Source organism: Micromonospora sp. PTRAS2 (assembly GCF_054052245.1).
Window position 1 is genome coordinate 551,939 of record NZ_JBSWBU010000004.1, and the last position, 14,929, is coordinate 566,867.

The 14,929-nt window shown below is 76.3% G+C and carries 8 protein-coding genes; 6 read left to right on the forward strand and 2 right to left on the reverse strand.

From position 1 onward, the window contains the following. Positions 1-15: 15 nt before the first annotated feature. Positions 16-1,203 (forward strand): FAD-dependent oxidoreductase, encoded by a 1,188-nt coding sequence (locus tag ACVMYR_RS17495; protein WP_091278299.1) that lies wholly within the window; start codon positions 16-18, stop codon positions 1,201-1,203. Between the two features lie 303 nt (positions 1,204-1,506). On the opposite strand, the gene ACVMYR_RS17500 is transcribed toward ACVMYR_RS17495, so the two are convergent. Further along, positions 1,507-2,358 carry a GNAT family N-acetyltransferase gene (locus ACVMYR_RS17500; protein ID WP_077939091.1) on the reverse strand — a complete coding sequence of 284 codons (852 nt, stop codon included), beginning with the start codon at positions 2,356-2,358 and terminating at the stop codon, positions 1,507-1,509. Between the two features lie 145 nt (positions 2,359-2,503). Here ACVMYR_RS17500 and gltB point away from each other — a divergent pair, with 145 nt between their 5' ends. Together gltB and ACVMYR_RS17510 are read left to right on the forward strand one after the other, a co-directional pair. After that, positions 2,504-7,168 (forward strand): glutamate synthase large subunit, encoded by a 4,665-nt coding sequence (gene gltB, locus ACVMYR_RS17505; protein ID WP_077939092.1) that lies wholly within the window; start codon positions 2,504-2,506, stop codon positions 7,166-7,168. Further along, entirely contained in the window at positions 7,161-8,666 is a 1,506-nt protein-coding gene (locus tag ACVMYR_RS17510; RefSeq protein WP_457122224.1) for a glutamate synthase subunit beta, read from the forward strand. Before gltB ends, ACVMYR_RS17510 begins: the two co-directional genes overlap by 8 nt. Positions 8,667-8,714: 48 nt before the next feature. On the opposite strand, the gene ACVMYR_RS17515 is transcribed toward ACVMYR_RS17510, so the two are convergent. After that, complete coding sequence (locus tag ACVMYR_RS17515) at positions 8,715-10,268, reverse strand: M1 family metallopeptidase (protein ID WP_077939094.1); 1,554 nt, start codon at positions 10,266-10,268, stop codon at positions 8,715-8,717. Between the two features lie 196 nt (positions 10,269-10,464). Between ACVMYR_RS17515 and ACVMYR_RS17520 the strand changes: the two genes are divergently transcribed. The 3 genes from ACVMYR_RS17520 (at position 10,465) to ACVMYR_RS17530 (ending at position 14,896) form a co-directional block, all read left to right on the forward strand. Beyond that, on the forward strand, positions 10,465-11,292 hold the full coding sequence (locus ACVMYR_RS17520; RefSeq protein WP_077939099.1) for an SGNH/GDSL hydrolase family protein: 828 nt from the start codon (positions 10,465-10,467) through the stop codon (positions 11,290-11,292). 190 nt (positions 11,293-11,482) lie between these two features. Continuing rightward, complete coding sequence (locus ACVMYR_RS17525; protein WP_457122225.1) at positions 11,483-14,038, forward strand: FtsK/SpoIIIE domain-containing protein; 2,556 nt, start codon at positions 11,483-11,485, stop codon at positions 14,036-14,038. A 3-nt stretch (positions 14,039-14,041) separates the two neighbouring features. After that, positions 14,042-14,896 carry a hypothetical protein gene (locus tag ACVMYR_RS17530; protein ID WP_457122226.1) on the forward strand — a complete coding sequence of 285 codons (855 nt, stop codon included), beginning with the start codon at positions 14,042-14,044 and terminating at the stop codon, positions 14,894-14,896. Positions 14,897-14,929: the final 33 nt, after the last annotated feature.

The following is a 14,929-nucleotide window of genomic DNA, read 5'->3' on the forward strand; positions in this document are numbered from 1 at the left end:
GCGGGAGGGGTCGGCATGCGTACCGCGGTGGTGGTCGGCGCCGGGATCGGCGGCCTGGCGGTCGCCGGCGCGCTGGCCCGGTCCGGCTGGCAGGTCACCCTCCTGGAGCGCGCCGACCGGGTCCGCCCGGACCCGACGGCCGTCGTGCTCTGGCCCAACGGGGTACGCGCGCTGCGCGCCCTCGACCTCGGCGCGGGGCTCGACGCGATCGCCACGCCGCTGCCCGACGGCGGCGTGCGCCGCCCCGACGGGCAGTGGCTGGTGCAGCCCCGCCCCACCCCGGCTGACCGGATGCCCGTGGTGGTGCACCGGGAGGACCTGCACGACGCCCTGATCGCCGGCCTCGGCGAGCGGGTGGAGCTGCGCACCGGCGTGTCGGTGCGCACGGTGCGGGCCGAGCCGGGCCAGCGCCCGTCGGTCGGCGACGGCCGGCAGCGCTTCGAGGCCGACCTGATCGTCGCGGCCGACGGCACCGACAGCGAGATCCGCCGGCAGTTGGCCCCCGAGTCCCGGGTGGTCAGCTCCGGCTGCGCCGCCTGGCGGGCGGTGATCCCCTGGTACCGGGCGCCCCGGCTGCCGGCCGACCAGTCCGTCGGCGGGGAGACGCTGGGCGCCGGGTACCGCTTCGTGGCCGCCTCGCTGGGCGAGCGCGGCTCGTCGGGCGCGTCGAGCCGGGGCGGCATCTACTGGGTGGCCACCGCCGCGGGCGCGCCCCGCCCGGAGCCGCCGGAGACCCAGCTCACCCTGCTGCGCCGCTGGTACGCCGGCTGGCCCACGCCGGTCGGCGAGCTGCTCGACGCCACCGACCCGGCCGACCTGGTGCAGCAGGAGATCCGCGAGCTGCGCCCGCTGCCCCGCTCCTACGGCTTCCCGGCCGGGCCGGGCGGGGTGGTGCTGCTCGGCGACGCCGCGCACGCCATGCCCCCGCACCTCGGCCAGGGTGCCTGCCTCGCCTTCGAGGACGCCGCCACCCTCGCCTCGCTGCTGCGCGAGTCGCGCCTGCCGGACGCCGTGGTCGCGTACGACCGGCTGCGCCGCCCCCGCGCGGCGACGGTGGTGCGGCAGACCCGCCGGATGTCGGCGGTGCTCCAGGCCCGGGGCCGGCTCGCCCTGCGGGCGCGCGACGCCGCCCTCGGCGCGATCAGTCCCCGCCTGCTCTCCGGCGCGGCGGCCTCCGCCGCGCAGTGGCGCCCCCCGTCCTGACGGCCCGGGGCCGGGCCGGGTCCGGTCCGGTCCGGGTCCGGGCGCGTCCGGGCACCGGCTGGGTCCGGGCGTGGGCCGGCCCCGGGCGTCATGTCGGCGACATGGCGGTATCCCCGACGCCCTGATACCGCGATGTCGCCGACACCGCCGCGCGCCCCCGGCCGACATCGCCGCGCGTCCCTGGCCGGCAGCGCGGCGCGTCCCTGGCCGGCAGCGCGGCGCGTCCCTGGCCGGCAGCGCCGCGCGTTCCCGGCCGGCAGGCGGCGGCACCTCCCGCGGGCCGCCGCGACGGCGACGGCGGCGTCAGATGATCGCGGCGGGCTCGGCGATGCAGGCGGTGCCGATCCGGCGGAAGCCGACCCGCACGTAGACGCGGGCGATGTCTTCGCTGCCGGCGGAGAGGAAGACCAGGTCGGTGCCGGCGGCGCGCAGCGCGTGGGCGAGGGTGGCGGTGACGGCCGCGGCGAGCCCCCGGCGGCGGGCGGCCGGCAGGGTGGCCACCCCGGCGATCTCGGCGGTGTCGCCCACCCGCATCGCCATCCCGCTGGCCAGCGCACCCTCGCCGGGGGCCTCGGCGAGCGCGGACAGCCGCCGGCCGTCGGCGGTGCGTGCCCGCTCCTCCTCCAGCGCCGCCACGTCCAGCTCGGTGATCGCCGCGTCCCGCTGCGCCGGGCCGGCGTCGCCCCGGGCGGTGCCGGCGGCGGCGAAGCCCACGGCGGCGACCGCCCGGCGGGCGGCCACGTCGGCGGCGAGGCCGGGGGAGGCCGCGTCCAGCAGGCGCACCGGCACGTCGGTGAAGCTGCCCGGGTCGGCCAGGGCGGCGGGGTCGAGGACCATCAGCGGGGCCTCCAGGACGGTCAGCCCGGCAGCGCGGGCCACCGCGAGCAGGTCCGGGTTGCGCTCGTGCACCCACTCGAACGCCTCCGGCAGGCCGAGGTCCCGCTGCCGCTGGCGCACGGCGGTGATGTCGGCCACGGAGGGTGGCCCGGCGGCGTCGAGGCGGGGACGCGCGTAGAACGGCCATCCCGCCCCTTCCCGGGCGAACAGGACCAGGGGGCCGTGCTCCTCGGCGCGGGCCACGTCGCGGGGCACGGCGTCGTAGAACCGCTCCAGCCGGTCGAACGTCACGGTCGTCTCAACGCGTACGTGATCCACCGCGCGAGACTACCTTTCCCAGGATCTGGAAGTGTGATCAATCTGAACTGGCCTTGCGCGCCTACCCCTAACGTAGACTCAATAGACCCATAAGGGCCGACGTCGTCCCGACCATGATCCAACCTGAGTGACGACAGGAGGCCCGGTGGCCTTTCCGTACCCTCTCAGCCAGCAGTCGGCCCCGCCCGCGGCCGGGCTGTACGACCCCGCGCACGAGCACGACGCGTGCGGGGTGGCGTTCGTGGCGGACCTGTACGGCCGGCGCTCCCACTCGGTCGTCGCCAACGGTCTCGGCGCGCTGCTCCGGCTGGACCACCGGGGCGCCCGGGGCGCGGAGCACAACACCGGCGACGGCGCGGGCATCATGATCCAGGTGCCGGACGCGTTCCTGCGCGAGGTCGTCGACTTCCCGCTGCCGCCCGCCGGCGAGTACGCCACCGGCCTGGTCTTCCTGCCGACCGACGACGACGGCGAGGCCCGCGCCCGCCGGGTCCTGGAGAAGTACGCCCTGGTCGAGGGCGCCGAGGTCCTCGGCTGGCGGGACGTGCCCACCGACCCGAGCGGCCTCGGCGAGACCGCCCTGGCGGCGATGCCCCGGGTGCGGCAGGTCTTCCTGGCCGCCAGCCGGCTCACCGACACCCCCGCCGGCCCGGCCGGCTCCCCGCTGTCCGGCCTCGACCTGGACCGGGTGGCGTTCTGCGTCCGCAAGCAGGCCGAGCGGGAGACCGCCGAGCGGGGCGTGGCGGCCTACTTCCCGTCGCTGTCGTGCCGGACGATGGTGTTCAAGGGGATGCTCACCCCCGACCAGCTCCCCGAGTTCTTCCCCGACCTGACCGACGGGCGGGTCGACAGCGCCATCGCGCTGGTGCACTCCCGGTTCTCCACCAACACGTTCCCGTCGTGGCCGCTGGCCCACCCGTACCGGATCATCGCCCACAACGGCGAGATCAACACGATCCGCGGCAACCGCAACTGGATGCAGGCCCGCGAGGCGCTGCTGCGCAGCCCGAACCTGCCCGGCAACATCCGCCGGGTGTTCCCCGTCTGCACCCCGGCGGCCTCCGACTCGGCGAACTTCGACGAGGTCCTGGAGCTGCTGCACCTGGCCGGGCGCAGCCTGCCGCACGCGGTGCTCATGATGATCCCCGAGGCGTGGGAGAACGACCCCGACATGCGCGCCGACAAGCGCGCCTTCTACCGGTTCCACGCGAGCCTCATGGAGCCGTGGGACGGGCCGGCGTCGGTCGCGTTCACCGACGGCGAGATCGTCGGTGCGGTGCTGGACCGCAACGGGCTGCGCCCGGGGCGCTGGTGGCGCACCGCCGACGGCCTGGTGGTGCTCGGCAGCGAGGCGGGCGTGCTCGACCTCGACCCGGCCACCGTGGTCGCCAAGGGCCGGCTCCAGCCGGGCCGGATGTTCCTGGTCGACACCGTCGCCGGCCGGATCGTCTCCGACGACGAGATCAAGACCGAGCTGGCCGCCGCCCAGCCGTACGCGGAGTGGCTGCACGCCGGGCTGATCGACCTGGGTGACCTGCCGCCGCGCGAGCACATCGTCTACACCCACGACTCGGTGCGCCGCCGCCAGCAGACCTTCGGCTACACCGAGGAGGAGCTGAAGATCCTGCTCGCCCCGATGGCCCGCACCGGGGCCGAGCCGCTGGGCTCGATGGGCACCGACACCCCGATCGCCCCGCTGTCGACCCGGCCGCGGCTGCTCTACGACTACTTCCACCAGCTCTTCGCCCAGGTCACCAACCCGCCGCTGGACGCCATCCGTGAGGAGCTGGTGACTAGCCTCCAGCACACGATCGGCGCGGAGGGCAACCTGCTCGACCCGGGCCCGGCGAGCTGCCGGCAGATCGTGCTGCCGTACCCGGTGATCGACAACGACGAGCTGGCCAAGATCCTCTCCATCGACGAGGACGGCGACCTGCCCGGCTTCAAGGCCGTGCGGGTCTCCGGGCTCTACCGGGCCCGCGACGGCGGGGCCGGGATCAAGGCGCGGCTCACCGAGATCTGCCGGCACGTCTCCGAGGCGATCGAGGACGGCGTACGCATCCTGGTGCTGTCCGACCGCGACTCCAACGCCGACCTCGCCCCGATCCCGTCGCTGCTGCTCACCGCCGCCGTGCACCAGCACCTCGTCCGCGAGCAGACCCGCACCCAGGTGGCGCTGGTCGTCGAGTCCGGCGACTGCCGCGAGGTGCACCACGCGGCCGTGCTGATCGGCTACGGCGCGGCGGCCGTCAACCCCTACCTGGCCTTCGAGTCGGTCGAGGACATGATTGCCACCGGCGCCCTGACGGGCGTCGAGCCGGCGAAGGCGGTGCGCAACTACGTCAAGGGGCTCGGCAAGGGCGTCCTGAAGATCATGTCCAAGATGGGCATCTCGACCGTGTCGTCGTACTGCGGGGCGCAGGTGTTCGAGGCCGTCGGCCTGGACGCCCGCCTCGTCGAGCGCTACTTCCGGGGCACCCCCAGCACGATCGGCGGGGTCGACCTGCACGGCGTGCACGCCGAGGTGGCCGCCCGGCACTCGCTGGCCTGGCCGGCGCCGGGCGCGGTGGCGACCGACCGGCTGGAGGTCGGCGGGGAATACCAGTGGCGTCGCGAGGGCGAGCTGCACCTGTTCAACCCGGAGACCGTCTTCCTGCTCCAGCACGCCACCCGCAGCCGCCAGTACGACGTGTTCCGGCAGTACACGGCCAAGGTCGACGAACTGGCCGCGAAGGCCGGGTCGCTGCGCGGGCTGTTCACCCTGCGCACCGGCGTCCGCCCGCCCGTGCCGCTGGACGAGGTCGAGCCGGCCAGCGAGATCGTCAAGCGGTTCGCCACCGGCGCGATGTCGTACGGGTCGATCTCCGCCGAGGCGCACGAAACCCTGGCCATCGCCATGAACCGCCTCGGCGGCAAGTCCAACACCGGCGAGGGCGGCGAGGACGTCGACCGGCTGCACGACCCGGCCCGCCGCTCGTCGGTCAAGCAGATCGCCAGCGGCCGGTTCGGCGTGACCAGTGAATACCTGGTCAACGCCGACGACCTCCAGATCAAGATGGCCCAGGGCGCGAAGCCCGGCGAGGGCGGCCAGCTGCCCGGCAACAAGGTGTGGCCGTGGATCGCCCGCACCCGCCACGCCACCCCCGGCGTCGGCCTGATCTCCCCGCCGCCGCACCACGACATCTACTCGATCGAGGACCTGGCGCAGCTCGTCCACGACCTCAAGTGCGTCAACCCGGCCGCCCGGGTGCACGTCAAGCTGGTCAGCGAGACCGGCGTCGGCACCGTCGCGGCCGGCGTGGCCAAGCTCAAAGCCGACGTCATCCTCATCTCCGGCCACGACGGCGGCACCGGGGCGTCCCCGCTCAACTCGCTCAAGCACGCCGGCACCCCGTGGGAGCTGGGCCTGGCCGAGGCGCAGCAGACCCTGCTGCTCAACAAGCTGCGCGACCGGGTCACCGTGCAGGTCGACGGCCAGCTCAAGACGGGCCGGGACGTGCTGGTCGCGGCGCTGCTCGGGGCGGAGGAGTTCGGCTTCGCCACCGCCCCGCTCATCGTCGAGGGCTGCGTGATGATGCGGGTCTGCCACCTCGACACCTGCCCCGTCGGCATCGCCACCCAGAACCCCGTGCTGCGCGAGCGGTTCACCGGCAAGCCGGAGTTCGTGGAGAACTTCTTCCTCTTCCTCGCCGAGGAGGTCCGGGGCTACCTCGCCGAGCTGGGCCTGCGCTCGATCGAGGAGGCGATCGGGCAGACCGAGCTGCTCGACGTCGTACCGGCCATCGACCACTGGAAGGCCCACGGCCTCGACCTCGGTCGGGTCCTGCACCTGCCGGAGCTGCCGGCCGGCGCCGCCCGGCGCGGCGTACGGGCCCAGGAGCACGGGCTGGAGCTGGCGCTGGACAACGAGCTGATCGCCCTCGCGCAGCCGGCACTGACCGACGGCACGCCCGTGCGGGTCGAGGTGGCGGTGCGCAACGAGCACCGCAGCGTCGGCGCGATGCTCGGCGGCGAGGTCACCCGCCGCTTCGGCGGGGCCGGCCTGCCCGCCGACACCATCGAGTTCCTGCTGCGCGGCACCGCCGGGCAGTCCTTCGGCGCGTTCCTGCCCGCCGGGGTCACGCTGCGGCTGCACGGCGACGCCAACGACTACGTCGGCAAGGGGCTCTCCGGCGGCCGGCTCGTCGTCCGCCCGGACGCCGCCGCGCCGTTCGTCGACGGCGAGGCCGCGTCGGGGGAGCGGGCCGAGGACCAGATCATCGCCGGCAACACCATCCTGTACGGGGCCACGGCCGGCGAGGTCTTCCTGCGCGGCCGGGTCGGCGAGCGGTTCGCCGTGCGCAACTCGGGCGCGGTGGCGGTCGTCGAGGGCGTCGGCGACCACGGCTGCGAGTACATGACCGGCGGCACGGTGGTGGTGCTCGGCGAGACCGGGCGGAACTTCGCCGCCGGCATGTCCGGCGGCACCGCGTACGTGTGGCGGCTCGACGAGCGGCGGGTCAACACCGAGCTGGTCGACCTGTCGCCGCTGAGCGACGAGGAGTCCGACCGGCTGCACGAGCTGGTGCACCGGCACGTCGCCGAGACCGGCTCGGCGGTCGCCGAGGCGCTGCTCAAGCGCTGGCCGGAGGCGGTGGAGGAGTTCACCGCGGTGGTGCCCCGGGACTACCGCCGGGTGCTGGAGATCATGCGGGCCGCCGAAGCCGCCGGCCATGACGTCGACGACGCGGTGATGAGCGCGCTGAGCGCGCCGGCCGCGCCGGTGCCGCCCGCCACGCGGGTGGTCGCCCAGGAGGTGGCTCGTGCCTGACCCGAACGGTTTCCTGCGCTACGACCGGCGGCTGCCCGCGCGCCGGCCGGTGCCGGTGCGGATCACCGACTGGCGGGAGGTGTACCCGCCGGCCGGCGAGGCGCTGATCCGCGAGCAGGCCACCCGCTGCATGGACTGCGGCATCCCGTTCTGCCACGACGGGTGCCCGCTGGGCAACCGCATCCCGGACTGGAACGACCTGGTCCGCACCGGCGGCTGGGACGCCGCGGTGGAGTCGCTGCACGCCACCAACAACTTCCCCGAGTTCACCGGCCGGCTCTGCCCGGCGCCCTGCGAGGCGGCGTGCGTGCTCGGCATCGGCGGCGGGCAGCCGGTCACCATCAAGCAGGTCGAGGTGGAGATCGCCGACGCGGCGGCCCGGGGTGGCCTCGCGCCGCGTCCGGCGGCGGCGCCGACCGGCCGGTCGGTCGCCGTGGTCGGCTCCGGGCCCGCCGGCCTGGCCGCCGCCCAGCAGCTCGCCCGCGCCGGCCACGCCGTGACGGTGTACGAGCGCGACGACGCGATCGGCGGCCTGCTCCGCTACGGCATCCCCGACTTCAAGCTGGAGAAGCAGCACATCGACCTGCGGCTGGCCCAGCTGGAGGCCGAGGGCGTCCGGTTCCGCACCGGCGTGAACGTCGGCGTCGACGTGACCGCCGAGCAGCTGCGCGAGGCGCACGACGCGGTGCTGCTCGCCTGCGGCGCGTTGCAGGGCCGGGACACCCCGGAGACGCCGGGGCGGGCGCTGCGCGGCGTGCACCAGGCGATGGCGCACCTGGTCGCCGCGAACCGCGTCGTCGCCGCCGCGGGCGAGGGCCGGCCGGCCCTCGCGGTGCTGCCCGACGGCACCCCGATCGACGCCGCCGGTAAGCACGTGGTGATCATCGGCGGCGGCGACACCGCCGCGGACTGCCTCGGCGTGGCCCACCGGCAGGGCGCTGCCGGCGTACACCAGCTCGACCTGTACCCCGAGCCGCCGCACGCCCGCGACGCCGCGCGCGACCCGTGGCCGACCTGGCCGTGGATCCTGCGCAGCTACCCGGCGCACGAGGAGGGCGGCGACCGGGTGTTCGCCGCCGCCGTGCAGGAGTTCGTCGACGACGGCACCGGCCAGGTGCGCGCCGTGCGCATCGCCGAGGTGACCGTCGAAAAGCGCGACGGCCGGCGGATCGTCACGGCGGTGCCCGGCTCGGAGCGGGAGCTGCCGGCGGACCTGGTGCTGCTGGCGATCGGCTTCGAGGGCACCGAGGAGCAGCCGCTGCTGGCGCAGTTCGGGGTGGCCCGCAACGCCCGGGGCGCGATCGACGCCCGGCCGGACTGGCAGACCGACGCCGACGGCGTCTTCGTCGCCGGGGACATGCACCGGGGTGCGTCGCTGATCGTGTGGGCGATCGCCGAGGGGCGGGCGGCGGCCGCCGCGATCCACTCCTACCTGGGCGGGGTGGGCGAGCTGCCCGCCCCGGTCGACCCGGCGCGGCAGCCCCTCGCCGCCCGCTGACGGCCCCGCTCGGCGGGCCGGGACCTGGTGTCCCGGCCCGCCGGCGTGTCAGTGCAGCAGCTCGTGGGCCTCGCGGACCTTGGCCCACGACTTCGGCTTGACCGGGGCGGCCGGGGTGGCGGCGGCCCGGGCCGCCGCCGCGTCCGACGTCAGCTCCGGGCGGCCCTTGGTGAACAGCCAGGTCGTGAACAGGGCGTCGAGGTCCTTGCCCGAGACCTGCTCGGCGAGGGCCTGGAACTGCGCGATCGTGCCGTTGCCGTGGCGGTGGGCGGCGGTCCACTCCGGCAGGATGCGGAAGAACGCCGCGTCGCCGACGGCCAGTCGGAGCTGGTGCAGGGCCATCGCGCCCCGGTCGTAGACCGCGCCGTCGAAGACGTTGTTCGCGCCCGGGTCGCCGGGCGGCACCTGCCAGAACTCGTCATCGGCCGGGTAACTGGCGTAGGTGAAGTCGAACCACTCCTGCGCGGTGCCCTCGCCCTGCTCCTCCGACCAGAGCCACTCGGCGTAGCTGGCGAAGCCCTCGTTGAGCCAGATCTGGCTCCAGTCCGCGACCGAGACCGAGTCGCCGAACCACTGGTGGGCGTTCTCGTGCACGACCACGTAGGTGTTCGACCCGCGCCGCCAGAAGCCCGGCCCGTACACCGAGCGGGTCTGCGTCTCCAGGGCGAAGCCGAGGCTGTTGGCCGGAGCGGCGACGCCGCCCTGCGCCTCGAACGGGTACGGCCCGAAGATCCCGCTCTCCCAGTCGACGATCTCGGCGGTGCGTCCGATGCTGGCCCGCGCGGCCGGCCCGAGCGAGCCCAGCGTGGTGCTGTACGCGTTGACGACCGGCTGCCCGTTCGGCGCGGTGTCGGTGACGATGTCGTACTGCCCGATGGCGAGGAACGCCAGGTACGTCGCGCCCGGCGTGGCGCTGCGCCAGCCCCAGCGGGTCCGGTTGCCGGGCTCGGCCAGCGGCGGCCGGGGCTGCACCCCGTTGCTGACGACCTCGACGCCGGTCGGCACCGACACGGAGACGTCCCACGTGGCCTTGTCGCTGGGGTGGTCGTTGCTCGGGTACCACCACCAGGCCGACTCGGGCTCGTTGACGGCCAGCGCCCCGTCGGCGGTCTTCGTCCAGCCGGTCCAGCCGTCGACGCGGGTCTGCGACGGCACGCCCGCGTACTGCACCACGATGGTCAGGGACTGGCCCGAGACGATGGGGCGGGGCGCGGTGATCACCAGCTCGTGGGCGCCCTCGCGGGCGAAGGTGGCCGGGTAGTTGTCGACCTTCACCGACTGGACGCCGAGCACGAAGTCCAGGTTGAACCGGGAGAGGTCCTGGGTGGCCCGGGCGAGGATCGTGGTGGTGCCGGAGAGCTGGTCGGTGGCGGGCTCGTAGCGCAGCCGGACGTCGTAGTGGTCGACGTCGTACCCGCCGTTGCCGTAGTCGGGGAAGTAGCTGTCGCCGATGCCGGGGCTGCCCGGGGTGGGCGCGGCCGGCGCCGCGGCCGGCCGGCCCCAGCCCGATCGGGCGGCGGCGTGGCCGGGTGCGCCGGCCGCGACCGTGCCGGCGGTGGAGACGGTCAGGGCGGCGATGGCCGCCGCGAGAACGCGTCGCACGGGATGGACTCCCTCCGTTGGGTGTACGCCGGCCAACCTAATCGACAGATGTAAACGGGTGTGTCCCGCGCGGGCGGTCCGCGCCCTATTCCCTCGATGGAAATGTTTCGATAGCATTACCGACCAGTAACCACCACCCCTGGGCCACGCGCGCGGTTCCGAGGATCCACCACCCCTGCCCCCGCGGAGGTTCCCCATGCCCCACCGCCCGCTGGCCCGCGCCCTGACCGCGCTGACCGCCCTGCTCGCCGCGACCCTCGGCGCGGCGGCCGCCCCCGGCGTCGCCCAGGCCGCCCAGGCGGCGAAACCCGCCCGTGCCGCCGCCGCGATCAACTACGTGGCGCTGGGCGACTCCTACTCGTCCGGCGTCGGCGCCGGGCCGTACGACCTGTCCACCTGCCTGCGCAGCGACAAGTCGTACGCCCCGCTCTGGGCCGCCGCCCACCAGGTCGCCAGCTTCACGTTCCCCGCCTGCGGCGGCGCGGTCACCGCCGACGTCATCAACAAGCAGGTGAGCGCGCTGAGCACCAGCACCACCCTGGTCACCATCACCATCGGCGGCAACGACGCCGGCTTCGTCGACGTCATCACGAGCTGCCGGTTCGGCAGCACCAGCACCTGCGAGGGCGCGGTCAACGAGGCCAGGACGTTCGCCACCACCGAGCTGCCCGGCCGCCTCGACCGCACTTACGCCGCGATCCGCGAGAAGGCCCCCAACGCCCGGCTCGTCGTGCTCGGCTACCCGCGCCTGTTCGAGACGACCTCCTGCGGCGCGCTGGCGATGAGCGCCTACAAGCGCACCATCATCAACGAGGCCGCCGACCTGCTCGCCTCGGTCACCGCCGGCCGGGCCGCCGCGGCCGGGGCCACCTTCGCCGACGCCCGCCCCTACTTCGCCGGGCACGGCGTCTGCGCCGCCGCGCCGTGGATCCGCGACGTCACCGGCGTCATCGAGGCGTACCACCCGAACGCCGACGGCTACCGGCTGGGCTACCTGCCGGCGCTCACCGCCGTCACCGGCTGACCCCGCGCCACCACAGCCGGCCGGCGACCGGCGGCCCCGCCTCAGGCCCCGCCGCCGGCCCGTCACCGGCCCCGCCGGCCGCCCCGGCGGGGCCGGTGCGCGCGCCGCCGCGGCGGACTGTCCGACGCCGCCGCGCGTCCGTTAGGGTTCGCTGGATCAGACGGCCATCGCGCGTGGGGGGCAGCAGAGGGTGGGCAGGCTCGCGTCGGCGTACGGTCAGGCGGTCGCCGCCCATCGGCAGGCCCGCGAGCGGCTCGACCGGGCCCGCCGGTCCCTGGGCGCGCCGGGCCCGGCCGCCCCCACCGCCGCGGACGTCGTCGCCCGGCTGGCCGCCGTGGGCGGGCGGCTCGCCGCCCCCGCCCCCGGGGTCACCGCGCTGACCGGCGCGCCCGCCCCGATCCGCGTCGGCGAGGCGACCACACTGGACGGCGGCTTCCCCGTGCTCGTCCCGCTCGGCGGCGGCTGCCACCTCACCGTCGACGCCGACGCCCGGGACCCGCGCGTCGGCGAGCTGCTGCGCGCGGTGGTGCTGCGGCTGCTCGCCACCGCCCCGCCCGGCACGGTCCGGGTCGCCGGGATCGACACGGTGGCCTTCGGGGCCACCTTCCTGCCGCTGCGCCCGCTGCTCGACGCCGGGGTGCTCGCCCCGACCGCCACCACCGCCGCCGAGGTCGCCGCGCTGCTCGACTCCGCCGAGCGGCACGCCCGGGCCGCCCAGGAGGCCGACCCCGCCGCCCGCGAGCTGCTGGTGCTGGTCGTCGCCGCCGCGCCCGGCCCCCGCGAGCTGGCCCGGCTCGCCGCGCTCACCCACGCCGGGGCGTCCGCCGCGGTCTGCGTGCTGCTCGCCGGCCACCGCGCCGCCTCACCCGGCGGCGCCGGCCAGCAGAGCCCCGCCGGCTCCGACGCCCCGCCGGGCGCGGCCACCGCGCTGCGCCTGATGCAGCGGTACGCCCACGTCGGCGACCCGCCCGGGCACCCGTTCAGCGCCGACGGCTCCGGGCTGGCCGCCCCCGTCGTCCTCGACGGCGACCTGCCGCCGGCCACCGTGGCCGCCCTCGCCGCGCACCTCGCCCCCGCCGCCCGCCGCGACACCCCGCCCGCCTTCGCCGACCTGCTGCCGGCCCGCCGCTGGGCGGCGACCAGCGCCGCCGGGCTGTCCACCGTGGTCGGCCGGGCCGGGCGGCAGCCGGTCACCGTCGCCTTCGACGACGCCACCCCGCACTGGCTGGTCGCCGGCCGCACCGGCGCCGGCAAGACCGTGTTCCTCCTCGACGCCCTCTACGGGCTGGCCGCCCGCTACGCCCCCGACCAGCTCCAGCTCTGGCTGCTCGACTTCAAGGAGGGCGTCAGCTTCACCGAGTTCGTGCCCACCGAGCGGGACCCGTCCTGGCTGCCGCACGCCCGCGTCGTCGGCATCGAGAGCGACCGGGAGTACGGCCTGGCCGTGCTGCGGGAGCTGCGCCGGGAGCTGAACCGGCGGGCGACCGTCCTCAAGCGGCACGGCGTCACGAAGCTCGCCGACCTGCCCCGCGACGCGGCGGTGCCCCGGATCGTGGCGGTCGTCGACGAGTTCCAGGTGCTGCTCGCCGGCACCGACGCCGTCGCCCGCCAGGCCGTCGACCTGCTGGAGGAGCTGGCCCGCAAGGGCCGCTCGTACGGGGTGCACCTGGTGCTGGCCAGCCAGTCCACCGCCGGCATCGAGTCGCTGTACGGCCGCGCCGAGGCGATCTTCGGGCAGTTCCCGCTGCGGGTGGCCCTGCCCGGCGGCGGGGGAGTGCTGGACGCGCTCAACACCGCCGCCGACGCGCTGCCGATCGGCGCGGCCGTGCTCAACACCGCCGCCGGGGCGGCCGGGGCCGACACCGTGGTCCGCTTCCCCGACGCGTACGCCGCCCGCGCCGAGCTGGCCCGGCTGCGCCACGAGCTGTGGCGCGAGCGGCCGGCCGGGTCCGCCGGACCCACCGTCTTCCGGGGGTACGATCCGGCACGGCTGGACGACGACCCGGCCCTCGCCGCCCTGCGCCCCGGCGCCGTGCCCCCGGTCGCCCTGGTGGGCCGCGTCGTCGACGTGGCGAACAGTCCCGCCTCGTTCACCCTCGACGCGACCCCGGGCCGGCACCTGGCCGTGGTCGGCACCTCGACCGTCGGCGCGGAGGTGCTGCGCGCCGCCGCGCTGGGCCTCGCCCGGCAGCACGCCCCCGGCGGGGCCCGGTTCCTGCTCGCCGGGCTGGCCGCCGCCGTCGACCCGGTGGTCGACGCGACCGCCGCCGCGCTCGCCGCCGCCGGCCACCCGGTGCAGCGGCTCGACCCGGCCGCCCTGCGCGACCGGATCGCTGCGCTCGCCGCCGGCCAGCCCGCCGCCGGCCGCACCTACCTGGTGCTCTTCGGCGCGGACGCGGCCTCGGCCGCCCTCGCCGGCACCGACCCGACCACGTTCCGCTCCGGCCTGGACGACCTGCGCGCCCTGCTGCGCGAGGGCCCGGGCCGCGGGGTGCACCTGCTGGGCTGGTGGCGGGGGCTGCGCCGGCTCGCCGACGACCTCGGCGGGGCGCACCACCGCGACGACGTCGCCTGCCTGGTCGCGCTGAACGTCCCCGGCGCGGAGCTGGGACTGCACCTGGGCGAGCACGACCTCGCCTACACCCCGCGCCCCGACCGGGCGCTGCTGGTGGACCGGCACGACCAGCGCACCCGACTGATCGTGCCGTTCACCGGGCCGGGGCACGAACAGGACGAGGAGCGCTGAGCCGTGGCCACCTTCGCCGAGTACGCCGCCCTGGCCCGGCAGCTCGCCGACCAGCGCCGCGAGACCGACCGGGACGCCGTCGCCGCCGACCGCCGCCGCTCGGCCCTGCGCGCGACGCTGGACCAGCTCACCCGACGCCTCGACGCCCAGTCCCACCGCCTCGACCAGCTCGGCCGGGCCGCCGGCGTCACCGCCGAGCCGGCACCCACGGCGGGCGAGCGCCCCGCGTCGCCGGCCGCCACCCCGGCGGCAGCGGCCGGGGCGGGGCCGTCCGGCGGCAGGGCCGGTGGGTCGCCGGAGCCGGGGACGGCGGGGACCGGCGGCGCAGCCGCCGCGCCGGGGCGGCCGGGTGTCGGGGCGTACCCCCAGGGTGCGACGACGACCGGCGCGGTGGTGGCGGTGCCGACGGCGGCCGGGGTGCCCGCGCCCCGTGCCGGGGGCGTCGACCCGGGCACGGAGCTGGCCGAGGCCCGGCGGCTCGCCGACGAGACCGACCGGCTGATCGGCCTCACGGAGGCCGTCGGCCGGCGGCCGCCGCTGCTGCCGGCGTGGTCGCCGCTGGCGCGGGCCCTGGCCGTGTACGCGGCGTGCGCGGCGGCCGGCGTCGTGCTGGCGGTGGTGCTGCTGGGCGTCGCGGGCGTGGTGGCCAGCCCGGGGGCCGTCTACGTGGCGACCTGCGGGGCGCTGCCCGTGCTCTGCTTCGTCGCCGGCTATTTGGTGCTCGGCCGGTGGGGGCGGCCGGCGCTGGGCGCGGACGGGCCGCCGCCCCGGTTCGTGCCGCTCGGCTTCGTGACCTGTGTGCTGCTCATGCCGCTGGCCTACTGCGGCTACCTGGTGCTGTTCCGCCTGCTGGGCTGAGTCCGGCAGCCGCGGTCCCAGTCCCAGTCCCAG

What these genes read in the sequence shown, in the direction of transcription:
- ACVMYR_RS17495 (WP_091278299.1), top strand. Translation starts at nt 16, where the DNA reads ATGCGTACCGCGGTGGTGGTCGGCGCCGGGATCGGCGGCCTGGCGGTC.
- ACVMYR_RS17520 (WP_077939099.1), top strand. Translation starts at nt 10,465, where the DNA reads ATGCCCCACCGCCCGCTGGCCCGCGCCCTGACCGCGCTGACCGCCCTG.